Source organism: Blastococcus sp. SYSU DS0617, assembly GCF_054051075.1.
In genome coordinates, this window is the sequence record NZ_JBJHAO010000002.1 from 95,511 (window position 1) to 118,077 (window position 22,567).

21 protein-coding genes are annotated in these 22,567 nt (G+C 73.9%); 10 read left to right on the forward strand and 11 right to left on the reverse strand.

Annotation, left to right across the window (positions count from 1 at the left end; translation table 11 throughout):
* Positions 1 to 25 precede the first annotated feature (25 nt).
* Entirely contained in the window at positions 26 to 373 is a 348-nt protein-coding gene (locus tag ACI793_RS03045) for a hypothetical protein (protein WP_456604887.1), read from the reverse strand.
* Positions 374 to 517: 144 nt separating this feature from the next.
* Between ACI793_RS03045 and ACI793_RS03050 the strand changes: the two genes are divergently transcribed.
* Positions 518 to 2,080 (forward strand): alpha/beta hydrolase fold domain-containing protein, encoded by a 1,563-nt coding sequence (locus ACI793_RS03050; RefSeq protein WP_456604888.1) that lies wholly within the window; start codon positions 518 to 520, stop codon positions 2,078 to 2,080.
* Positions 2,077 to 3,177 carry an L-dopachrome tautomerase-related protein gene (locus ACI793_RS03055; protein ID WP_456604889.1) on the forward strand — a complete coding sequence of 367 codons (1,101 nt, stop codon included), beginning with the start codon at positions 2,077 to 2,079 and terminating at the stop codon, positions 3,175 to 3,177. The genes ACI793_RS03050 and ACI793_RS03055 overlap by 4 nt, the downstream gene beginning before the upstream one ends.
* Before the next feature lie 52 nt (positions 3,178 to 3,229).
* On the opposite strand, the gene ACI793_RS03060 is transcribed toward ACI793_RS03055, so the two are convergent.
* Complete coding sequence (locus ACI793_RS03060; protein ID WP_456604890.1) at positions 3,230 to 3,787, reverse strand: YceI family protein; 558 nt, start codon at positions 3,785 to 3,787, stop codon at positions 3,230 to 3,232.
* A gap of 87 nt (positions 3,788 to 3,874) precedes the next feature.
* Between ACI793_RS03060 and ACI793_RS03065 the strand changes: the two genes are divergently transcribed.
* On the forward strand, positions 3,875 to 4,393 hold the full coding sequence (locus tag ACI793_RS03065) for a MarR family winged helix-turn-helix transcriptional regulator (protein WP_456604891.1): 519 nt from the start codon (positions 3,875 to 3,877) through the stop codon (positions 4,391 to 4,393).
* Between the two features lie 4 nt (positions 4,394 to 4,397).
* Here ACI793_RS03065 and ACI793_RS03070 read toward each other — a convergent pair whose 3' ends face one another.
* Genes ACI793_RS03070 through ACI793_RS03085 form a run of 4 tightly spaced genes read right to left on the reverse strand, consistent with a single transcriptional unit; the run spans position 4,398 to position 8,952 of the window.
* A complete protein-coding gene (locus ACI793_RS03070) occupies positions 4,398 to 6,506 on the reverse strand; it encodes a xanthine dehydrogenase family protein molybdopterin-binding subunit (RefSeq protein WP_456604892.1) in 2,109 nt (702 codons plus the stop codon).
* Entirely contained in the window at positions 6,503 to 7,498 is a 996-nt protein-coding gene (locus tag ACI793_RS03075; RefSeq protein WP_456604893.1) for an FAD binding domain-containing protein, read from the reverse strand. Before ACI793_RS03075 ends, ACI793_RS03070 begins: the two co-directional genes overlap by 4 nt.
* Positions 7,495 to 8,016: a (2Fe-2S)-binding protein gene (locus ACI793_RS03080; protein WP_456604894.1), complete on the reverse strand. Its 522-nt coding sequence runs from the start codon at positions 8,014 to 8,016 to the stop codon at positions 7,495 to 7,497. The genes ACI793_RS03075 and ACI793_RS03080 overlap by 4 nt, the downstream gene beginning before the upstream one ends.
* Before the next feature lie 39 nt (positions 8,017 to 8,055).
* Entirely contained in the window at positions 8,056 to 8,952 is an 897-nt protein-coding gene (locus tag ACI793_RS03085) for an enoyl-CoA hydratase-related protein (RefSeq protein ID WP_456605184.1), read from the reverse strand.
* 85 nt (positions 8,953 to 9,037) lie between these two features.
* On the opposite strand from ACI793_RS03085, the gene ACI793_RS03090 reads away from it, so the two are divergent.
* Positions 9,038 to 9,691, forward strand: a complete 654-nt coding sequence (locus ACI793_RS03090; RefSeq protein ID WP_456604895.1) for a TetR/AcrR family transcriptional regulator — start codon at positions 9,038 to 9,040, stop codon at positions 9,689 to 9,691.
* A 64-nt stretch (positions 9,692 to 9,755) separates the two neighbouring features.
* A complete protein-coding gene (locus ACI793_RS03095) occupies positions 9,756 to 11,327 on the forward strand; it encodes a long-chain-fatty-acid--CoA ligase (RefSeq protein ID WP_456604896.1) in 1,572 nt (523 codons plus the stop codon).
* A gap of 19 nt (positions 11,328 to 11,346) precedes the next feature.
* Here the strand turns inward: ACI793_RS03095 and ACI793_RS03100 are convergent, their stop codons facing one another.
* Both ACI793_RS03100 and ACI793_RS03105 read right to left on the reverse strand, forming a co-directional pair.
* Positions 11,347 to 12,015 carry a response regulator gene (locus tag ACI793_RS03100; RefSeq protein ID WP_456604897.1) on the reverse strand — a complete coding sequence of 223 codons (669 nt, stop codon included), beginning with the start codon at positions 12,013 to 12,015 and terminating at the stop codon, positions 11,347 to 11,349.
* Positions 12,012 to 13,205 (reverse strand): sensor histidine kinase, encoded by a 1,194-nt coding sequence (locus ACI793_RS03105; RefSeq protein ID WP_456604898.1) that lies wholly within the window; start codon positions 13,203 to 13,205, stop codon positions 12,012 to 12,014. The genes ACI793_RS03100 and ACI793_RS03105 overlap by 4 nt, the downstream gene beginning before the upstream one ends.
* A gap of 191 nt (positions 13,206 to 13,396) precedes the next feature.
* On the opposite strand from ACI793_RS03105, the gene ACI793_RS03110 reads away from it, so the two are divergent.
* A complete protein-coding gene (locus tag ACI793_RS03110; protein ID WP_456604899.1) occupies positions 13,397 to 14,041 on the forward strand; it encodes a hypothetical protein in 645 nt (214 codons plus the stop codon).
* A gap of 70 nt (positions 14,042 to 14,111) precedes the next feature.
* Here the strand turns inward: ACI793_RS03110 and ACI793_RS03115 are convergent, their stop codons facing one another.
* Positions 14,112 to 14,966, reverse strand: a complete 855-nt coding sequence (locus tag ACI793_RS03115) for a patatin-like phospholipase family protein (protein ID WP_456604900.1) — start codon at positions 14,964 to 14,966, stop codon at positions 14,112 to 14,114.
* Positions 14,967 to 15,046: 80 nt separating this feature from the next.
* Between ACI793_RS03115 and ACI793_RS03120 the strand changes: the two genes are divergently transcribed.
* Entirely contained in the window at positions 15,047 to 16,786 is a 1,740-nt protein-coding gene (locus ACI793_RS03120) for a class I adenylate-forming enzyme family protein (protein ID WP_456604901.1), read from the forward strand.
* Positions 16,787 to 16,883: 97 nt separating this feature from the next.
* Complete coding sequence (locus ACI793_RS03125; RefSeq protein ID WP_456604902.1) at positions 16,884 to 17,942, forward strand: potassium channel family protein; 1,059 nt, start codon at positions 16,884 to 16,886, stop codon at positions 17,940 to 17,942.
* Between the two features lie 211 nt (positions 17,943 to 18,153).
* Here ACI793_RS03125 and ACI793_RS03130 read toward each other — a convergent pair whose 3' ends face one another.
* Positions 18,154 to 19,674, reverse strand: a complete 1,521-nt coding sequence (locus ACI793_RS03130; protein ID WP_456604903.1) for an adenylate/guanylate cyclase domain-containing protein — start codon at positions 19,672 to 19,674, stop codon at positions 18,154 to 18,156.
* A gap of 168 nt (positions 19,675 to 19,842) precedes the next feature.
* Between ACI793_RS03130 and ACI793_RS03135 the strand changes: the two genes are divergently transcribed.
* Both ACI793_RS03135 and ACI793_RS03140 read left to right on the forward strand, forming a co-directional pair.
* Positions 19,843 to 20,940: an alpha/beta fold hydrolase gene (locus ACI793_RS03135; protein ID WP_456604904.1), complete on the forward strand. Its 1,098-nt coding sequence runs from the start codon at positions 19,843 to 19,845 to the stop codon at positions 20,938 to 20,940.
* 120 nt (positions 20,941 to 21,060) lie between these two features.
* Positions 21,061 to 21,621, forward strand: coding sequence for a cysteine hydrolase family protein (locus tag ACI793_RS03140; RefSeq protein WP_456604905.1), 561 nt, complete (start codon positions 21,061 to 21,063; stop codon positions 21,619 to 21,621).
* A 1-nt stretch (position 21,622) separates the two neighbouring features.
* On the opposite strand, the gene ACI793_RS03145 is transcribed toward ACI793_RS03140, so the two are convergent.
* Positions 21,623 to 22,519 (reverse strand): alpha/beta hydrolase fold domain-containing protein, encoded by an 897-nt coding sequence (locus ACI793_RS03145; RefSeq protein WP_456604906.1) that lies wholly within the window; start codon positions 22,517 to 22,519, stop codon positions 21,623 to 21,625.
* Positions 22,520 to 22,567 lie beyond the last annotated feature (48 nt).

Here is a 22,567-nt window from a genome sequence, read left to right on the forward strand (position 1 = left end):
CCGCCGACCTTCCCAGAGTAGTCGCTCAGCCGGCGGTCTCCCCCTCGCGAGCGGCGTCGGCCACCGCGAACGTCACCCCTGCGGCGGTCAGAGTGACCAGACTCACCGCCAGCCAGGCCGACATCCCGACGCCGATGGCCAGCACGTGGGCCAGGACGAAGGCGCCGACGTAGAGCCCGGCCAGGGCGACGGCGGTGCCCGGGCCGCGGCGGCGGAGCCACAGGGCGCCTGCGGCCAGCCCGGCCGCGGCGAACACGGCACCGCCCAGCGCGCGGACGCCGGTGCCCTGCGCGACGCCGAACCCGGCGGCCAGGCCGACGGCGACGAGGACGGCGGAGGGGAACCGGGTGCGGACGAGACCTGCGGTCGACATGTCCCCCAGTCTCCCCGACGGCAGCCCGACGCGGCCGCGACGCGTGCTGCGACGCGTGCTGCGACGGCCACCGGGTAGCACCCAACAGACCGTCCGCCGGGTGGCGCGATGCCCCGGTGCCCCGATCCGGAGGAGCGAAGACGCATGCCCTTGTCCTACGACACCCTGCCCGGCGACATCGACCACCTGATCGCCGACGACCACGCGATCGTCGAGCGCCAGTTCCAGCACCTGGAGGCCGGCCGTGGCAACCGGCGCGTCCTGGTGGACCAGATCTCCCTCGAGCTCGCCCTGCACGCGTTCGCCGAGGAGACGGTGCTCTACCCGATCTGGACCGAGATCGGCATGACCGACGAGCACGACGACGCCGAGCACGAGCACCAGGAGATCAAGGAGCTCCTCGTGACCCTCGGCCGGACCGAGCCCGGCGAGACGGAGTTCGAGCAGGCGCTGACCGACCTGATGCGCGTCGTCCGCCACCACGTCCACGACGAGGAGGACGAGGAGCTCCCCGAGTTCCGGCGGAAGGCGGGGCCCGCGCGCATGGCCCAGCTGGGCAAGGAGTTCCTGGCCGCCAAGCGTCAGGCGCCCACCCGCCCGCACCCGCACGCCCCCGACGAGGGCCTGGCCGAGCGGATCGCGGGCATGCTCGCCAAGCCGCTGGACCACGTGCGCGACCTGCTCTCGGGCAAGCAGAAGGAGGCGGCCACCGACGCCTCCGGGCTGCTCGACCCGCAGGCCCAGGCCATCGTCGACGCCCACTCCTCCCTCGGGCCGCTGCCCTTCGAGATCCTCACGCCCGACCAGGCCCGGAAGCAGCCCGGCCCGAAGGCCGCGGTCGAGAAGGTGATGGCCGAGCGGGGCATCGAGGGCCCCGAGCCGGTCGGCTCGGTGGAGGACCTGGAGATCCCCGACGGCGCCGGCGGCACGCAGCGGTTCCGGGTCTACCGGCCGGCCGACGCGGCCGCCGGTCCCCTGCCGGTGATCATGTGGATCCACGGCGGCGGCTGGGTGCTGTTCGACATCGACGACCACTACGACGCGTCCTGCCGAGGCCTGACCAACAAGACCGGCGCCCTCGTGGTCACCCCGGACTACCGACGGGCGCCCGAGGCCGTGTTCCCCGCTGCGCACGACGACGTGCTGACCGCCTACCACTGGCTGCTGCAGAACGCGGCCTCCATCGGTGGCGACGCGTCGCGGATCGGCATCGGCGGCGAGTCCGTCGGCGGGAACATGGCCCCGGCCACCTGCCTGCAGCTGGCCGCCAACGGCCAGCCGGTGCCGGTGGCGCAGGTGTGCGTCTACCCGCTGACCACAGGGGAGCAGTTCGGCGAGTCGATGGCCGACGCGGCGGACGGACGGCCGCTCAACCGCGCCCTGCTCAGCTGGATGGCCATGCACGCCTTCGAGGGCCGGCCGGACGCGGCGAAGGACCCGCGGATCGACCTGCTGGGCTGGACCACCGAGCAGCTGGCCACCATGCCGCCGACGCTGGTCATCACCGACGAGCGGGACGTGCTGCGGAGCCAGGGCCAGCAGTTCGCGCAGAACCTCGAGGCCGCCGGCGTGCCCACCACGCACCGGTACTACCCGGGCGTGATGCACGAGTTCTTCGGCGCCGCCGCCGTGCTGGACAAGGCCGAGCAGGCCCAGCAGCTGGCCGCCGACCACTTCCGGCAGGCGTTCGCCGCGGTGCGCGCGTGACCGACCTGGCCCGGGACGAGCCGATCGGCGAAGTGGAGCTGGTGCACGCGTTCACCGGCCCGATGCCGACCGGGGTGAGCGTCTCGCACACCGGCCGGGTGTTCGTGAACTTCCCGCAGTGGGGCGACGACCCGCCGGCCACCGTGGTGGAGCTGCGCGACGGCCGGGAGGTGCCGTTCCCCGACGAGGCGTGGAACTCCCCGTCGGGCAAGGACGACGCCGGGGCGTTCGTGTCGGTGCAGAGCATCGTGGTGGACCCGGCCGACCGGCTCTGGGTGCTCGACACCGGCAGCCCGATGTTCGAACCGACCGAGCCGGGCGGGCCCAAGCTCGTCCGCGTCGACCTCGACACCGACTCGGTGGCCCAGGTCATCACCTTCGACCCGTCGGTCGCGCTGGAGACGACGTACCTCAACGACGTGCGCTTCGACCTGCGCCGCGGCGAGGCGGGCATCGCCTACATCACCGACTCGGCCGACTCCGGGCCGAACGGGATCATCGTGGTGGACCTGGCCAGCGGGCAGGCGTGGCGCCGGTTGCACGACCACCCCTCGACCAAGGCGCTGCAGCCCCCGGAGCTGCGGATGGTCGTGGAGGGCCGCGAGTTCCTGGAGCGCGACGAGGACGGCGAGACCTCGCCGGTCACCATGGGCGCCGACGGGATCGCGATCTCCGCCGACGGGACGCGACTGTTCTACTGCCCGCTGGCCTCGCGTCGCTGGTACAGCGTGGCCACCGACGCGCTGGTCGACCGGTCGACCAGCGACGACGACGTCGCGGCCACCGTCGTCGACGAGGGCGACAAGGGCGCAGCCGGCGACGGCCTGGAGACCGACGACGCCGGGCGGCTCTACGTCACCGACGGGGAGCACGACGCGATCCACCGCCGGCTGCCGGACGGCTCGTGGGAGACCGTGCTGCACGACGACCGCCTGCTGTGGCCCGACACCATGTCGGTGGCGGCGGATGGCCATCTGTACGTGACGGCCAACCAGCTGTACCGGCAGGCGAAGTACCAGGGCGGCCGCGACGTCCGGCGCAAGCCCTACGCGCTGTTCCGGACACCGATCGACGCCGGGCCGGTCCGCCTGCGCTGACGCCGAGGGGCCCCGGACGCGCTGTCCGGGGCCCCTCGTGGGTCGATCGCGATCAGGCGGCGCGGAGCACGGCCTCGATCTCGAGCTCGACGCTGATCTTGTCGCCGACGACGACGCCGCCGCCGTCCATCGGCATGTCGATGTCGACGCCGAACTCCTTGCGGGAGATCTCGGTCTTGGCCGAGAAGCCGGCGCGCGTGCCGCCGTAGGCGTCGGGGCCGAAACCGTTGAGCTCGAGCTCCAGGCTGACGGGCTTGGTGATGCCCTTGAGGGTCAGCTCGCCCTCGACGTGCCAGTCCTCGCCCTTGGCGACGACGGCCGTGGAGCGGAACGTCATCACGGTGTGGTTGCCCACGTCGAAGAAGTCGGCGGACTTGATGTGGGCGTCCCGCTGCTCCTGACGGGTGTCGATCGAGTCCATGTCGATCGTGGCGGTGACCGAGGACTGCGCGGGGTCGGCGGCGGTGACGAGCACACCGGAGAACTCGCGGAAGTAGCCGCGCACCTTGCTGACCATCATGTGGCGGACGGAGAAGCCGACGGTGGAGTGCGAGGCGTCGATGTCCCAGGTGCCGACGACGTACCCGGGGATCTGGACGGTGCTGGTCATGGTGTCTCCAAGTGGTTGAACGTGGAACCTTCTTGCCGGGCGGTAGCGTAGTTGAGCGCTGAACTATTCCGCCAGTAGGATGTCCCCATGACCGCGCACGTGTCGTCCACCCCCGCCGGCGCACCGGAGTTCGGCGAACCCCGTTGGCTCGACGCCGACGAACAGCGGGCCTGGCGGGCCTGGCTCTTCAGCGCCCAGCTGCTCCTGGACCGGCTCGACCGCGAGCTCACCCACGCCACGGGCATCTCGCACGCCTACTACGAGATCCTGGTCGCCCTCTCGGAGGCCCCCGAGCGGATGATGCGCATGAGCGAGCTCGCCGACCGCTGCCTGTCCTCGCGCAGCCGGCTCTCGCACGCGGTGTCCCGCCTCGAGGAGCGCGGCTGGGTGCGCCGCCAGGTCTGCCCGGACGACGGCCGCGGGCAGCTCGCCGTCCTGACCGACGACGGGTTCGGCGCCCTCGAGGCAGCCGCACCGGTCCACGTCGAGAGCGTCCGCACGCACCTGTTCGACCAGCTCACCCCTGAGCAGGTGGAGCACATGCGCGACCTCGGCGAGACGCTGCTCGCCCACATCGACCCGGCCGCGATCAAGGGCCTGGGCTAGCGCGTCAGGTCAGACCCAGCTCGCGGAAGTACTTGTCCGGGGTGATCGGCAGGTCCCGCACCCGCAGCCCCGTGGCGTGCCAGTAGGCATTGGCGACGGCGGCAGCGGCGCCGGTGATGCCGATCTCGCCGATCCCCTTGAGCCCGAGTTCGTTGACGTAGGGGTCGTGCTCGTCGAGCCAGTGGATGTCGAGCTCACCGATGTCCGCGTTGGTGGCGATGTGGTAACCGGCGAGGTCGTGGTTGACGTAGTGACCCAGCCGCTCGTCGGCCACCGACTCCTCGTGCAGGGCCATCGAGACGCCCATGCTGAACCCGCCCACGAACTGCGAGCGCGCGGTGTGCGCGTTCACGATCGTGCCGGCGGCGTAGACGCTGGTCGCCCGCGGCAGCCGCACCTCCCCGGTGTCGTGGTCCACGCGCACCTCGACGAAGTGCGCGCCGAACGCGTGCATCGAGTAGTCGCCGGCGTGCGGTGACTCCCCCGGCACCCCGCCCTTCACCACGATCCCGTGCGGCGGCAGCTGCCCGCCGTGCTTCTCGTCCAGTTCACGGCGAACCTCCCGCGCGGTCAGCACGATCGCCGACCCCCACGAGGTCAGCCCCGTGGAGCCGCCCGCGCCCCCGGCGAAGGGCAGGTCGCTGTCACCGATCCGCAGGTCGACCGCCTCCAGCCCGACCCCGAGCGCGTCGGCGGCGATCTGGGACAGCGCCGTCCAGGCACCGGTGCCGATGTCCGAGCCGTCGATCTCGACGGTCCACCGGCCGTCGTCGTGCCCGGTGATGCGGCACTCGGCCCTGCGCCGGCGGGTCGGGTAGGTCGCCGCCGCGACGCCGGTGCCGATCAGCCACCGGCCGTCGGTGCGCACCCCCGGCCGCAGGTCGCGCCCGGCCCAGCCGAACCGCTCCGCACCGGTGCGCAGGCAGGCCACCAGGTTACGGCTGGACCAGGGCACGTCCCGCTCCGGATCGCGCCCGGGCTCGTTGCGGATCCGCAGTTCGACGGGGTCCAGGCCCAGCTCGTGCGCCAGCTCGTCCATCGCCGACTCCAGCGCGAACATGCCCGGGGTCTCCCCCGGCGCACGCATGATCGTCGGCGGCGGCACGTCGAGCCTCGCCAGCCGGTGCGTGGTGCGCCGGTGCGGCGCGGCGTAGAGCACCCGGGTGGGGGTCGCGGTCTGCTCGGCGAACTCGCTGATCCGCGAGGTGTGCTCGACGACCTCGTGGCTGACCGCGGCCAGCCGGCCCTCGGCGTCGGCGCCCAGCCGGACCCGCTGGATGGTCGGCGTCCGGTGGCCGACGAGGGAGAACATCTGCTGCCGGGAGAGCTCGAAGACGACGGTGCGCCCGACCACCCGCGCGGCCATCGCGGCCAGGATCTGGTTGGGGTGGGTGAACGCCTTGGAGCCGAACGCACCACCCACGTACGGGGAGATGACCCGCACCTGGTCCCGCTCGAGGCCGAACGCCGTCACCAGATCGTTGACGATGTTGTGCGGCCCCTGGTTGGCGTCCCACAGGGTCAGTCGGTCGCCGTCCCAGCGGGCCATCGAGGTGTGCATCTCGATCGGGTTGTTGTGCTGGGTGGGTGTGGAGTAGGTGGCGTCCACGGTCACCGCGGCGGCAGCCAGCGCGCCGTCGACGTCGCCGATCACCGAGTCGGTCGCGAAGCCGGCCATCAGCTTCGGCGGGGCGTACAGGTCCGGGCGGTCGGCCGACAGCGCGACGTCGGGCTCCTGCGCCTCGTACCCGACGGCGACGGCGCCGACGGCGGCCTTCGCGATCTCCGAGGTCTCGGCGACGACGGCGGCCACGATCTGGCCCTGGTAGTGCACGTCGAGCGACTGCAGCACCGGCAGGTCCGAGGCCAGCCCCTCGCCCAGCCGCGGCGCGTTCGCCGGGGTCAGCACGGCGAGCACGCCCGGCATCGCCTCGGCCCGGGACGGGTCCAACCGGGTGATCCGGCCGCGGTTGACCGTGCTCTGCACGACGGCGACGTGGCAGATCGGCTCGCCGGGGTCCTGCTCGTAGGCGTAGGGAGCGGTGCCGCGCACCTTGGCCGGGCCGTCGATGCGCTCGACGCCGGCACCGACCAGCCGGTCCATGGTGGTCATCGGGCGTCCTCTCCGAGCTGCAGCAGGGTCCGGACGACGAGGTTGCGGGCCAGCGGCACCTTGAAGCCGTTGTCCCGCAGCGGCACGGCGGCGGCCAGTTCCGCGTCGGCGGCCGCGGTGAACGACGCCTCGGTCGCCGGACGCCCGCGCAGCGCCTCCTCGGCCGCCGTCGCCCGCCACGGCCGGTGCGCCACTCCTCCGAGGGCCAGCCGCACGTCGGCGACGAGCCCGTCGGTGACGCGCACGGCGGCGGCGACGCTGACCAGCGCGAAGGCGAACGCCGCCCGGTCCCGCACCTTCCGGTAGCGCGAGGGCATGCCCAGCGCCGGCAGGTCGATCGCGGTGATCAGCTCGCCGTGCCGCAGCGTGGTGTCGCGGGCCGGGTCCTCGCCCGGGAGGCGGTGCAGCTCCGCCATCGGCACGGCCCGCTCGCCGTCGGGCCCGAGCACGCGGACGGTGGCGTCCAGGGCCACCAGCGCGACGGCCATGTCCGAGGGATGGGTGGCCACGCACGTGCCCGGCCCCTCCAGGGTCTGACCGAGGATCGCGTGGTTGCGGTGCACGCCGTGCAGGGCGCCGCAGCCGCTGCCGGGAGCCCGCTTGTTGCAGGGTGCGGTGACGTCGGTGAAGTACGGGCAGCGGGTGCGCTGGAGCAGGTTGCCGCCGGTGGTCGCCCGGTTGCGCAGCTGCCCGGAGGCGCCGGCCAGCAGCGCCTCGCTGAGCACCGGGAACCGGTCGCGGACGCGGGCGTCGGCGGCGAGGTCGGCATTGGGGACGGCGGCGCCGATGCGCAGGCCGCCGTCCGGGAGCTCGGCGATCTCCGCCGAGGTCAGCCTGCGGACGTCGACCAGGACGTCGGGCGTGGCCACGCCCAGCTTCATCAGGTCCACGAGGTTGGTGCCACCGCCGAGGTAGGCCCCCTCGGGTTCGGCGGCGAGCAGGGCAACGGCCGCGGCCGGATCGGCGGCCCGCTCGTACCGGAACTCCCTCATCGCCGCACGCCCTCGGCCCGGGCGACCGAGGCGACGGCCGGCACGATGTTGGCGTAGGCGGCGCACCGGCAGAGGTTGCCGCTCATCCGCTCGCGGATCTCGTCGTCGGTGAGGTCCCCGGCGTCGCCGTCGACAGGGGTGACCCCGCTGGGCCAGCCGGCCCGCGCCTCGGCGAGCACGCCGGCGGCCGAGCAGATCTGGCCGGGCGTGCAGTAGCCGCACTGGAAGGCGTCGTGCTCGACGAAGGAGCGGTGCAGGGCGTGCGGCTCGCCGCCGGCCGCCAGCCCGTCGGAGGTGGTGACCTCGGCGTCCGCGACCGTGACGGCGAGGACGAGGCAGCTGTTCACCCGTCGGCCGTCGAGCAGCACCGTGCAGGCGCCGCACTGACCGTGGTCGCAGCCCTTCTTCGGGCTGGTGTTGCGCAGCCGTTCGCGCAGCGCGTCCAGCAGCGTGGTGCGGGTGTCGACGGTCAGCGGATAGGCCGCGCCGTCGACGCGCAGCGTGATCTCGGTGTCCACGCCGCTCTCTTGCCCGGGGCCCGGCGTCCGTAAGCCCCGTCAGTCGCCGGGTCGCACGTCCGGCGGCGGCGCCGGCCACCGGGGCACACCCGCGAGCGACCCGTCTCCCATGCGCGCGGCGAAGCGAGGGGGCCGCTTCTCCAGGAACGCGGCCACGCCCTCCGCGCTGTCGGGTCCGTCGCCCAGCTCGACCAGCGCTCGGGACTCCGCCCGGTGCGCGTCCCAGGGCGACGAGGCGCCGAGCATCGACCACAGCAGCTGCCGGGCGGTGCCCACCGCGAGCCCGCTGGTGTTCGAGACGATCTCGCGGGCCAGCGCGTAGGCGGTCGGCAGCAGCTGGTCGTCGGCCACCACCTGGGACACCAGCCGGCCCCGCAACGCCTCCTCGGCGTCGAAGACCCGACCCGTGGCGACCCACTCCATCGCCTGGCTGATGCCGACCACCCGCGGCAGGAACCAGGACGAGGCGGCCTCCGGGACGATGCCGACCCGGCCGAACACGAAGCCGAACCGGGCCGACGCGGCGGCGATCCGGATGTCCATGGGCAGGGTGAGCGTCGCCCCGATGCCCACCGCCGGCCCGTTGACCGCGGCGATCACCGGCTTGCGCAGGGCGGCGAACGGCAGGGCCACCACACCCCCGGCGTCCCGGGGGACGCCGTCGATCTCCTCGCGCAGCGGGCCCGGCGGCCGGGGCTGGGTCCGCCGGTCGGCGAAGGTGTCCGGGCCGCTCCCGAGGTCCGCGCCCGCGCAGAACCCCCGACCCGACCCGGTCACGACGACGACGCGGACCTCGTCGTCGGCATCGGCCGCGGCAGCCACCCGGGCGAGCTCGTCGGCCATCGTCCAGGTGAAGGCGTTCAGCCGCTCCGGCCGGTGCAGCCACACCGTGGCGATCCGGTCGGCGACCTCGTAGCGGAGCTCGCTCAGGTCCATCGACACCTCCGGCAGGGTTCCACCGCCGGGGTGAGCGGTCAACGGTGACTGTCCCGCGACCACGGCCGCGCCTAGGCTGCAGCCGATGACGACCGAGCCCGCATCCGTGGCGACCGCCCCGACGCCCCGGAGCCGGTCGGCGCGGACCGCGGACAGCCGGCTGCTCATCCTGGACGCCGCGGTCGCCTGCCTCGTCGAGGACGGCGCGGCGGGCGCCTCCACTCTCGCCGTCCAGGCCCGGGCCGGCGTCTCCCGCGGGCGCCTGCTGCACCACTTCCCGTCCCGGGCCGAGCTCCTGGTCGCGGCGGCCGACCACCTCGCGTCGACGCTGCTCGAGGAGGTCCGCAGCCGCGCGGCCGCCCTCATGGAGGACGAGCCCACCGGCCGGGAGCGGGTGGACCGCGCCATCGACCTGATGTGGACGACGTTCCAGGAACCGCCGTTCTGGGCGGCGATGGAGCTGTGGACCGCGGCGCGCACGGACCCGGCCCTGCGGGCGGCGCTGCGTGCCGAGGAGCGACCGCTGCGCGCGGCGATCGCCGCGGTCGCCGACGGCATCTGGGGACCGGAGATCGTCGGGTCGCCGGTCTACACCGACCTCACCGAGCTGCTGTTCACCAGCATGCGCGGCGTCGCCCTGCTGTACGCGTTCGAGGACCGCCCGGCCGCGACCGATCCGCACCTCGCGCTGTGGAAGCGGCTGGCCGCCCGGCTGCTCAGCCTCGACGGCGAGGCTTGACCCGCCCGGCAGCCCCCGACAGCATGACGCAGGTCACATCTGCCGGCGTCGTCCAGGAGCGTCCGTGAGCGTCGAGATCCCCGTGCTGCAGGGCCGCGGCATGACCATGAGCGACCAGCTCGCCCGGCATGCGCGGAAGAGCCCCGACCTGCCGGCGCTCCGCTTCGAGGGGACCGGCCGCAGCTACGGCGAGCTCGACGAGCGGGTGACGCGGCTGGCCCGTGCCCTGCAGCGACGCGGCGTCGGACCCGGCGACCGGGTGGCCGTCCTGGCGCTCAACGGCATGGAGACCTGGGAGGCCTACCTGGCGGGTGTGCGGCTGGGCGCGATCGTCGTGCCGGTGAACTTCCGGCTGGTGGCCGACGAGGTCGCCTACGTGCTCACCGACTCGGGCGCCGTGGCGCTGGTCGTCGACACCGCGCTGGCCGAGGTCGCCGCGAAGGCACGGGAGCAGGCACCGTCGGTCACGAGCACGCTGGTGATCGGAGGGGACTACGAGGACGCGCTGGCCGACGCCGGCGACGAGCCGCTCGACATCGCGGTCGACGAGGACGAGCCCGCGTTCCTCATGTACACCTCCGGGACGACCGGCCGTCCCAAGGGCGCGGTGCTGACCCACCGCAACCTGCTCATGCACGCGCTCAGCCAGCTCGCCACGCTGGGCTCCGATCCCCACGACCGGGTCGGGGTCCCCGGCGCGCCGCTGTTCCACATCGCCGGCCTGGCCGGGGGCATGCCGGCGATGCTGCTGGGCGGCACCCACGTGATCATCCGGTCCGGCGCGTTCGACCCGGTCGAGACGCTCGACCTGATGGAGCGCGAGAAGGTCTCGAACATCTTCCTGGTGCCGGCGATGTGGGCGGCCGTGCTGGCCGTGCCCGGCATCGGGGACCGCGACCTCTCGCACCTGCGCCGGGTGTCCTGGGGTGCGGCCCCGGCCTCCACGACGCTGCTGCGGGCCTTGATCGACGCGTTCCCGCAGGCGGAGGTGATCACCGCGTTCGGGCAGACGGAGTGCAGCCCGGTCACCTGCCTGCTGCGTGGCGAGGACTCGGTCCGCAAGATCGGCTCGGTGGGCACCCCGATGCTCAACGTCGAGGTCCGCGTGGTCGACGACGCCATGCAGGACGTCCCGCAGGGCGAGGTCGGCGAGATCGTGTACCGCAGCCCGATGGTCATGAAGGAGTACTGGAACAAGCCGGAGGAGACGTCGATCGCTTTCGAAGGTGGCTGGTTCCACTCCGGCGACCTCGTGCGCCAGGACGAGGACGGCTACTTCTACGTCGTCGACCGCAAGAAGGACATGATCATCTCCGGCGGGGAGAACATCTACTGCGCCGAGGTGGAGGACGTGCTCGCCGCGCACCCGAAGGTCGGCGAGGTCGCGCTGATCGGCGTACCCGACACGAGGTACGGCGAGGCGCCGCTGGCGGTGGTCGCCCCGCGGAACGCGGCCGACCCGCCGACGCCCGAGGAGCTCGCGGCGTGGTGCCGGGAGAAGCTGGCCCGATACAAGAACCCGCGGGAGTACTCGGTCGTGGGAGCGCTGCCCCGGAACCCCAGCGGCAAGGTGCTCAAGACGGCGCTGCGCCAGGAGCACTCGGCCGGCTCGCTGGTTGCGGAGCCGGTGGTCTGACGAAGGAACCCCTGAGCTCTCAGTCGTCCCGGCCGGGACGCACCAGGCCCGACTCGTAGGCCACGACCACCGCCTGCACGCGGTCCCGCAGACCCAGCTTGGCCAGCACGCGGGCGACGTGCGTCTTCACGGTCCCCTCGCCCAGTACGAGCCGGGCCGCGATCTCGGCGTTGCTGAGCCCCCGCGCCATGAGCCGGAGAACCTCGTCCTCCCGCGGTGTGAGCCGCTCCAGACCGGCGGTGGCGACCGGCGCGGCGGCCGAACGCCCGACGTAGTCGTCCAGCAGCCGGCGCAGCAGCGCCGGCGCCAGCAGTGCTTCACCGCTCACCGCCGCGCGCACCGCGGCGACCAGCTGCTCGCGCGGCATCGACTTGAGCAGGAAACCGGTGGCACCGGCGCGCAGGGCCTCGACGACGTGCTCGTCGGCGTCGAACGTCGTCAGCATGACGACGGCCGTCCTCAGGTCCGGGTCGGCCGTGAGCCGCCGGGCCACGGCGATCCCGTCGACCCGGGGCATGCGGATGTCGACGAGCGCGACGTCCGGGCGGAGCTGGCGGCACAGCGCCAGCGCGGCCGCGCCGTCGGAGGCCTCGCCGACGACCTCGAGATCGGCTTCGGCCTCGAGGATCATGCGCAGGCCGGTGCGGACCAGCGCTTCGTCGTCGACCAGCAGGACCCGCACGCTCATGCCGCCGCAGGCTCACGGGCGGGCACGGGGAGCACCACCCTGGTGCGCCAGCCCGGCCCCTCGTCCCTAGGCCCCGCGCTGACCCGGCCGTCGAAGAGGGCCGCCCGTTCCCGGATGCCGGCCAGACCGAAGCCGGGCCGACCGCCGTCGCGGCCGTGGCCCGGACCGTCGTCGGTGACGTCGACCTCCAGCGTGTCGGTGCCGAGGACGAGCCGCACGCGGATGCGGGCTCCCGGGGCATGCTTCAGCGCGTTGGTCAGCGACTCCTGCACGATCCGGTAGGCGGTCGCCTCGACCGCCGAGGGCAGTGGACGCAGTTCCCCCTCGACGCGCACCGCGACGTCACGGCCGGCCCGCGCCGCTGAGGCGGCCAGCTCCTCGATCTGGGCGAGCGTCCCGGGTTGCTCGCCGACCTGGTCGCCCTCGGCGTTGCTCTCCCGCAGCACCCGCAGGGTCCGCTGGAGGTCGGCCAGCGCGGCACGGCCGGCGGCCAGGACGACGTCGAGCGCTTCGGCGGTCGCCGGTTCCCGGCCCGCGAGGCTGGCCTGGGCGGCGTCGGCGTGCAGGAGCATCAGGGTCACACCGTGCCCGACGACATCGTGCATCTCCCGGGCGATCCGGCGGCGCTCCGCGGCCAGGGCCGCCGCCCGCTCGAGCTCGTCCTCACGCATCCGGGCGCGGGCGGCAGCCGCCTCGCGCTCGGCCCGGATCGCGCGGTCGAGGCGTTCCCGGGCCAGGCGGGCGAACACCCAGACGACGAGCGGGATGACTGCGTTGCCGACCTCGTCGGCGAAGCGGACGTCGTCGGCGACGAAGGGGTACACCTCGACCGCGGCGAGGATGGCGGCCAGCCCGACGACGGCGTCCCGGCGCCGGTCGGCGTACTGCGCCACCGAGTAGACGGCGATGAGCACCGCCGCGAAACCGGACACCGCCGGCGCCTCGCCGAGCAGCGTCTGGAAGGCCAGCCCCAGGGCCGAGGCGACTGCGGCGGTGAGCGGTCGCACCCGGCGGATGACCAGGCAGCCGGTCATCACCGCGAAGGCGAGGTGCTGGAGCGGGCGGGGCCCGGACACCTCGTCGGCCAGCGCCAGGAGCTCCAGCTGCCCCGCGATCGTGAGCCCGGCCGCCAGTACCCCGTCACGCACCCACGGCGGCAGCGTCCGCCATCGCGATCCGATACCCGGCATGGACGGGAGCGTAGGGCGGGAACGGCCTCCGGGGATCTGCCGAGCGACCGATACCGCGTCTGCCGTGCGGCGGACAGACGCAGCGAACGAGCGGCCACGGTTCCGCCCTGCGGCGGACTCGCCTGCCCCCGGCCGGCGGCAGCGTCAGGGGCGACGGACGCGACCGTCGCGCCCATCGAGGAGGACCAGCCATGAACGCCACCACCGCTCCGGACGTCTCCGACCCCCGCACCCGCGGGCGGGGGTCACCGCTCCCCGCGCTCGCCGGCCTGGGCGGGCTCGCCGCCTTCGCCGCGGCCGCCGTGACCTTCGGGGACCCGCTCGCCGGGTCGACGGATACCGCCCAGGCCGCGACCGAGCTGGCCGGATCGTCGGCCGTGCCGGCCGCTGTGCTCATCGGCGCCTACGCCGTGCTCGCCCTCGCCGTCACCGGTGCGCTGGCGCACCGGCTCGGCCGGGCGGGAGAGAGCCCCGCCGTCCGGCTGGTCCCCGTGCTCGGGCTGGGACACCTGCTCCTGCTGGCGGCCGCGTTCGCTGCCCCCGCGGCGGCCGTCTCGGTCGGCACTCAGGTCTTCGACGGCGGTGTCACCGCTACCGGCACCGAGAGCGCCCTGGTGCTCATGAACGTCGCCCACCCCATGTCGGCCTGGTTCGGCCTGGCCTTCCTGGTCGCCGTCGCCCTCGCCGCCCGCGCAGCCGGAGCGCCGCGGGCCCTCGTCGTGGTCAGCGCGGTGTTCGCCGTGGGCCTGGCGCTGCCTCCGGTCGGCTGGCTGGTGACCTACCTGATGGCCTTCTGGTTCGCCGGCGTCGGTGTCTGGCTCTGGCTGCGCGGCTGACCACACCGCGAACCAGGGGGGCCCGGGCCCGCGGGGGACGCGGCCCGGGTCCCCGCTCCGTCGATCCGTCTCAGCCGGTCCAGGCCTCGGCCACCCGCTCGACGGCCTCGGCCGCCTGCGCCCGGCCGGCCCGAGCCGACGGCGCCCGGGCGGCGGGGTCGAGCACGTTACCCCCGATCGCCTTGCGCGCGGCCTCGTCGGGGGTGACGACGGCGACGCGGGCGGACACCATGCCGGTCACCTGCGCGTCGACGCTGGCGATCGGGCCGACGCCCCGGGGGATCGGGGCGAGCACCACGACCCGGTCGTAGCCCTGGGCGAGGTCGGCGTTGGCCGTCGAGCGCATCCCGCCGTCGATGTAGCGCTGCCCGCCGATCGTGACGGGCGGGTAGACGCCCGGGACGGCGCAGCTGGCCGCGACCGCCTGCAGCAGGGGAACGCCCGAGTCGCGGTCGAAGGCGCGGAACTCCCCGGTGGCGGCGTCGACCGCGGTGACCGTGAGCTGCCGGTCCGGCCACTCGCGGCCGACCAGGCGGGAGCCGATGACGTCGAGCCGCTCCTGCTCGGTGGGGGTGAGGCCGGCCTTCTCGGCGGCGAGCGCGACCTGCCCGACCCGGCGGCGGAACTCCACGTCGCGGCCGCGGCTGACCAGCATCGCCCACGCGTAGCGCGCGAGGTTCGACCGCGACATCCGCGCCACCTTCTCCTGCGCCGGGGGTTCCAGCTGCCGGGCGAACATCGCCTCGAGCTCCGCTCCGCTGGTCACCTGCGCGCCGACCACCGACCCCGCCGACGTGCCCACGACCAGGTCGGCCGTGGTCAGATCCACGCCGGCGTCCGCCAGGCCGGCCAGCACACCGATCTCCCACGCGATCCCGGTGATGCCGCCGCCGCCGAGTACGAGGGCCCTGCGCTGGTCGCTCATGACCCCATCGTCACAGACCCTCGACAGCCGATGTGGCGTGGGCCACCCTGTCGGCACTCGAACCGAGCGAGAGGACCCGTATGACGACCACGCAGCCGGCAACCGGATCGACGACCGCCAGCTGGCCTCCGGGCCTGCCCCGGTCGCTGGACTACCCGGAGGTACCGGTCGGCTCGATCCTCCGTGCGGCGGTGCGCCGCTGGGGTGACCGGGCCGCGTTCATCCAGCACGACCTGCCGCTGAGCTTCACCGAGCTCGGCGCGCGGGCGCACGCGGTCGCGGGCTGGCTGGCCGACCACGGCATCGGCCGGGGCGACGTCGTGGCGCTGCACATCCCGAACTGCCGCCAGTACCCACCGCTGTACTTCGGCATCATGCTGTCGGGGGCGACCTTCTCCCCCACCAATCCGCTCCTGCCGGCGGCCGACCTCGCCGCCCAGCTCACCGACGCCGGCGCCACGGCGCTCATCACCTGGGACCAGGTGCTGCCGTTCGCGCGGCCCGCTCTGGAGGCGACCCCGGTCCGGACGGTCATCGTCACCGGTGACGCCCACGCGTCGGACTTCGCCGCCCGCCTGGACATCAGCGAGGGCGACGTCGACGCCGCCGACCTGCTGAACGGCGATCCCACCGACCGGCACCTCGACGCCGCCGTCGACGTCGGCGCCGACCTCGCCCACCTCGCCTACACCGGCGGCACGACCGGCGTGAGCAAGGGCGTGGAGCTCCCGCACCGCAACGTGATCACCAACGTGCTGCAGTCGGTCTGCTGGACCAACGGCGGGCTGCCCGAGCTCGACGAGCACGGCGACGTAACGGTCCGCCAGGTGGGCAGCGCCGAGGAGTACCCCACCCCGATGGGCACGGGCCGGCTCATCAACCTGACCCCGTGGTTCCACGCGATGGGCGCCGTCGGCTTCCTCAACGGCATGGTCATGAGCGGGACGACGGTCGTCATCCACCCGCGCTTCGACCCCGTGCAGTACGTCGAGGACATGGCGCGCTACGACGTCACCTCGATCGGCGGCGCGCCGCCCATCTTCGTGGCGCTGCTGCAGGTACCGGCCTTCACCTCGGGTGAGTGGCCGAACGTGCGCGGTGTCTCCAGCGGCGCCGCGCCGCTCCCGGTGTCCCTGATCGAGCGGCTCCGGACGCTGCTGCCCAACGCCACCATCGGCGAGGGCTACGGGCTCACCGAGGTCACCATGATGGCCACCAGCAACCCCTCGTTCCGGTCCGGCACCCGCAAGCCCGGCACCGTCGGCGTCCCGGTCTTCGACACCGAGATCAGCATCCGGTCGCTCGAGGACGGCGCACCGGTGCCCCAGGGCGAGCGGGGCGAGGTCTGCATCCGCGGCCCGCAGGTGATGCGCGGCTACGCCCACCGCCCGGAGGCCACGGCGGAGTCGATCGACGCCGACGGCTGGTTCCACACCGGCGACGTCGGGATCCTCGACGAGGACGGCTACCTGTCGATCGTCGACCGGACCAAGGACATGCTGCTCTACAAGGGCTACAACGTCTTCCCGCGCGAGCTGGAGGAGATCCTCTTCGGCGTGCCCGGCGTGGCCGGCGCCGCGGTGGTCGGCCGCCCCGACGAGGAGGCCGGCGAGCTGCCGGTCGCCTACGTCGTCCGCAAGGGCGACGACGCCGGGGCCGCGCTCACGAAGGACTCCGTGCTGGAGGCGGTGAACGACAAGGTGACGCACTACAAGCGGCTCCGCGACGTCGTCTTCATCGACGCCATCCCGGTCTCCGCCGCGGGCAAGGTGCTCAAGCGCGAGCTCGCCGCCCGGGAGCGCGAGAAGGTCGGCGGCTGACGCTTCGCCCACGCCACCGCAGCCGCCCCGATCGGTCGGGTGACCCGATCGGGGCGGTTGCGCGCGCGGCGGGCTCCGCCTCACTACTGTCCGCGGCGTGGAGAACCAGTGGGAGGGCAGCGAGACCGAGCACACCGGGGTCCGGATCTCCCACGAGGAGGCCTCGCCGGTGCGGCAGGTGCTGCGCCGGGTGTGGATCGCCGCGATCGTGCTCGTCGTCGTCGTCCTCATCGTCTACCTCGACCGGGACGGGTACGAGGACAGCAAGGGCGGCGAGATCTCGATCCTCGACGCCGCCTACTACGCGACCGTCTCGCTCTCCACGACCGGATACGGCGACATCACCCCGGTCACGCCCGAAGCCCGGCTCACCAATGTCCTGCTGATCACGCCCCTGCGGATCATGTTCCTGATCGTCCTCATCGGGACGACGCTCGAAGCCCTCACCGCGCGCTCGCGGGAGGAGTTCCGCATCCGACGCTGGAGGTCCCGCGTGCGCCAGCACGTCATCGTGTGCGGCTACGGCACCAAGGGCCGCAGCGCCATCCGCTCGCTCATCGCCAACGGCACGCCCGCTGACAGGATCGTCGTCGTCGACCCCGAGCCCCGGGCCATCGACGAGGCCAACTCGATGGGGCTGACCGGGATCATCGGCGACGCCGGCCGCACCGAGGTGCTGCGGAGGGCGTCCGTCGAGCGGGCCCGCGCGGTGATCGTCGCCGCCAACCGGGACGACGCCGCGGTCCTCATCACCCTCACCGTGCGGCAGCTGAACCCCAGCGTCCCGATCACGACCAGCGTCCGGGAGGAGGAGAACGCCAACCTGCTCCGCCAGTCCGGCGCCGACACCGTCATCACCACCTCGGCCACCTCCGGGCGGCTGCTCGGTCTCTCCACCGACGCCCCCCGCGTCGTGGCCGTCGTCGAGGACCTCGTCACCGGCGGCCAGGGGCTGGACCTGCACCAGCGGACGGCCAAGGCCAGCGAGGTGGGCCTCGGCCCGCGGGACTTGCGCGACATCGTCCTGTCGGTCACCCGCGGCGGGCGCACGCTGCGCTTCGACGACCCGCTCATCGGCACCCTCCAGCCGGAGGACGTGCTCGTCGTCGTGAAGGCGCACGAGGCGGCCAAGCCCAACCGGCCACCGACGCAATAGTTTCTTGTCGTCCTCCGGACGACGACCGCGACCATGACATTGCGATCCTCCGGATCGCACCGCGGCCACGTGCCGTTCCCGACCTGCGCTGAGCCCTGCCCGTCCTTCCTCTGGGGAGCCTCCGGCCCCCCGTCGTCAGGACCCGCTCCGCGGAGTCAGGCCATGCCTCGGGGACCCTCCGGGCCCCGCTCGGCATGTCCTCGCGCTCAGCTCACGCTCGGACGTAGGTATGGGTCTCCTCGTCGCGACCGCGCAGTCGCACCTCGCGGTCGGGCCTCCACCGGTCGCGCTCGTCGGCCGACGCCGCGGTGACGGTCGGCGCGCTCGCCACGACCCGGCCGGGGTGGTCCTTGGCGAGCTCGGTCAGCCGGGCCGCCTCGTTCACCGGGTCACCGATGACCGTGTACTCGAGCCTGCTCGACGCGCCCACCTGACCGGCCCACACCGGCCCGCACGCCACGCCCACCCCGACGTCGACCTCCCCCGCCTCGGCGACGGCGTCGCAGATGCGGCGGGCCGCGCGCAGCGCCGCACCCGCCGGATCCGGATGGTCGGTGGGCGCGCCGAAGACGCACAGGGCGGCGTCCCCCTCGAACTTGTTCACCAGCCCGCCCTCGGCCTCCACGGTGTCGACGACGACGGCGAAGAACCGGTTGAGCAACCCGACCATCTCCTCGGGCCCGGTGCGGCGCACCAGCGACGTCGACCCGGCGATGTCGACGAACAGGGCGGCGACGGTGCGCTCCTCCCCGTCCAGGCTCACCCCGGTGCGCAGCGCCTGCTGGGCCACCGTGGTACCGACGTGCCGGCCGAAGAGGTCGCGCAGCCGCTCGCGCTCGGCCAGGCCCGCGACCATCGTGTTGACGCCCTCCTGGAGCAGCCCGATCTCCCCGGCGTCGTCGACCAGCACGTCGACGTCGTAGTCGCCCGTCCCGACCCGCTGCACCGCGCGGCGCAGGTCGCGCAGCGGCTGGCCCACGGCGCGGGCGGTCAGCAGCGTGGCCAGGCCCCCCACCAGCAGCGCGACGACGACGAGGAAGACCACGGCCCCCTCCCCCGGCCCGTCGGGGTTGCTGGGGTCGAGGAACAGCAGCACGACGCCGAGCAGCGGCACGCCGCTGGTCAGCGCCCAGGTGAGCAGCAGGCGCGGCCGCACACCGAGGACCAGCGCGCCGACCGGCGGGTGGGCCGCCAGCGCACGCGCGGTCACGGCCCGCGCGGCCCGGGCCGTGAGCAGGTAGGTGACACCCGCGGTCACGACGCCGCCCAGCACGACGGCCACGCCCACGCGCAGCCCGATCAGCGGGTCGGGGTAGACGAGCGCGGCGACGGCGGCGGTGAGCACCGCCCCGACGAACCAGATCGACGCCGCGATGAGCGCGGTGTCCAGCGGCAGGCGCAGGGCCTGCCCCGCCTCCTCGCCGGTCGGGTCCCGGCGGTCCATCAGCCAGCGGTTGGTCGACCGCTGCCGGCGCAGCCCCGCCACCGTGCCGGCCGGCAGGGCGAGGACGAGGTAGGCCGCGGCGGTCCACAGGACCTCCGTACGACCGCTGCGACCGCTGCCGTCATCGACGCCGATGAGCAGCAGGACGACGGTCCCGACGCCGACGAGGTTGGCGACGATCACCAGCAGGACGATGAAGGGGACCGCGGTGCGGCCGCTGGGTGCCCACTCCGCCCACACGCCGTCCCGGGCGACCGTGACCGGGCGCCTGGCACCGTCCGAGACCATGATCAGCGCAACGAGACCCGGTACGCACCGGTTGCGCCGCGTGCCCCGATCGTGATCATCCGCCCATGATCACGGAAGGGTGGGGCATCCGCCCCTCCCTTCACCCGAAGGCGCCGGCGCGGCCTCGTCCACCACGTGGCGCCGCCGCCCGTGGCGCAGGATGGCGTGATGGGACGGGTCCTCGTGGTGGCGCGGGTCGTGCTGCCGGCCGTCCTGGTCCTGAGCCTGCTGATCGCCGCTGTCGTCGTGATCCCCGGGACCCGTGCGATGACGAAGGCGCCGCTCGTCCTCGGCGATGCGTTCGGCTACGACGTCCCCCGTCCCTCGGCACCGCAGGTGGAGCGGTCGGAGACCGAGATCGGCGGCGTGGTCGTCGATCGCTACACCCCGGACTCCACCTCCCCGCCGTTGCTCGTCGTCCCCGGTGCGGCGCGGGCCGGCCGCGACGACGACCGCGTCATCGGGCTCGCCGGCGCCCTGGCCCGGGCGGGGCGCGAGGTCGTCGTCCCCGAACTCGCCCTCTACGACCAGGACCTCGACACCGAGGACGTCGACCGGGTCGTCCGCGTCGCCGAGCAGCTGTGCTCGCGGGACAGCGGGCTGGTCGTGTTCGGCTTCTCCTTCGGCGGCTCCCTCGCGCTGGTCGCCGCCGCCGACCCGCGGGTCTCGGAGTGCATCGACGTGGTGGCGACGTTCGGCGCCTACGTCGACCTCGTCGGCGTGATCCAGGCGGCGGCGACCGGGGTGTCGACCGTGGACGGCGAGGAGCACCCGTGGCGTGGCGCCGACACCTCGACGGTCCGCGACGTCCTCGACGCGGCCGCCGTCGAACTCGTCCCGCGACCGGAGCGGCCGGGGTTGCGCGAGGCGCTGGAGAGCGGGGACACGGCCGGGCTGCGCCCCGCCGCGCTGGCGGTGTACCGGCTGGTCACCGCGGACGACCCCGAGCGGGTGCCGTCCCTGGTCCGGGAGCTGCCGGCCGAGCAGCGCACACTCCTGGAGGAGCTCTCGCCCGCCACGGTCGCCGACCGCGTGGCGCCGAGGGTCGTCGCCGCGCACGCCCGCGACGACCCGACCGTTCCCTACGCCGAGCTGCTGAGGCTGGAGCAGGTCTTCCCCGACGCCGAGACGACCACCGTGCAGTCCTTCCAGCACGTCGACCTGGAGGAGGACGACGACGTCGGCACGGTGATGCGGGACCTCGTCTCCGCGAGCGTCTTCATGGCGAGCGTCCTGCGCCCCCAGGAGCAGTGGTTCTGGGAGTAGGTCCTCGCCGGCGGACACCCGGCCGGCCAGCGGCGGGCGCCGAGGCGTCGTGAGGGGCCCGAACCGTCGGTGGCCGGTCCTACCGTGTCCGCACGCACCCGACTTCCCGTGGAGGCATCCGTGACCGCACTCGAGAACCGCCCGCGCACCGCCCTGCTGGTGATCGACGTCCAGAACGGCGTGGTCGGCGAGGCCTTCGAGCGCGACCGCGTCGTCGCCACCATCGGCGAGCTGGTCGACCGGGCCCGGGCCGAGGAGGTGCCGGTGGTGTGGGTGCAGCACTCCGACGACGACCTGCCGCAGGGATCCTCGGGCTGGGAGTTCGTGCCCGAGCTGCGCCGGCGCGACGACGAGCCGCTGGTGCACAAGTCCTACGGCGACTCCTTCGAGGCGACCGACCTCGAGGAGCGGCTGGCCGAGCGCGGTGTCGGACGGCTCGTTGTGACCGGTGCGCAGACCGACGCCTGCATCCGGTCCACGCTGCACGGCGCCCTCGTGCGCGGCTACGACACGACGCTGGTGTCCGACGCGCACACCACCGAGGACCTGCGGCCGTTCGGCATGCCGATCGGTCCGGAGGAGGCGATCGGCTACACCAACACCTACTGGCAGTTCGCCGCCGCGCCCGGGCGCACGGGCACGGTCGCCGCGGCCGCGGAGGTCGACTTCTCGACGTCCTGACTCAGCGTGCCGGAGCGCCGCCGGAGATCTCCGCGACGATGTCTCGTGCCGCGGCGCGGCCCTCCGGCGCGGGGACGAGCGGGTAGACGTGCACCGCCCCGGGGCAGACCGTGACCCGGAGGTCGGCGCCGGCGGCGGCGGCGCGCTCCTGGAGCAGGAGCACGTCGGCCAGGCAGAGCTCGCGCGTGCCCACGTAGACGTCCATCGGGGCCAGCCCGGAGAGCTCGCCGTTGATCGGGCTGAGCCGCGGCTGGGTGGGGTCGTCCCCGTCCGCCCACGCCTTCCCCGCCTCGACGGTGCCGTCGATGTTGAGCCAGGGGTCGCGGCGCTCGAGCGCGGGCAGGTCGGGGTGGCTCAGCGTGAGGTCCAGCCAGGGCGAGAGCAGCACCAGCTTCCGCGGCTGGGGCAGCCCCGCGTCGGCCAGGGTCTGCGCGAACCCGAGCGCGAGTCCCCCACCGGCCGAGTCGCCGGCGACGGTGACCGCCGACGCGTCGACCTCGGCGAGCAGGTCGCGGTACACCTCGGTGACGAAGGGATAGGCCTCCCGGTAGGTGTGCTGCGGGGCGAGCCCGTAGAGCGGCACCTCCACGCGGACGCCGGCGTCGGCCAGCTCCGAGATCAGCGCCCAGTGCTGCTTGGCGATCTCACCGGTGTACGAGCCGCCGTGCAGGTAGACGACCGCGCGCCCCGAACCGCCGTCCCGCGGCGCCACCGTGGTGCACGGGAAGCCCTGCACCCGGCGGGTGCGCACGTCGTGCCGGGCGCGCAGCGCGGCGGGCGGCTCGGCCGATCCCTTGGGCGCGGCGATGCGCTTCCGGGCCCGCTCCACCGTGGCCGTCCGGGGCTTGCGGGTGAGGCGGAGGACGACCGAGATCGCGCGCATCTGCAGGCTGGCCATGAGGGTCGTGGTCCTCTCCGGTGCTCGTCGTGCGTGCGGGGCGCACCC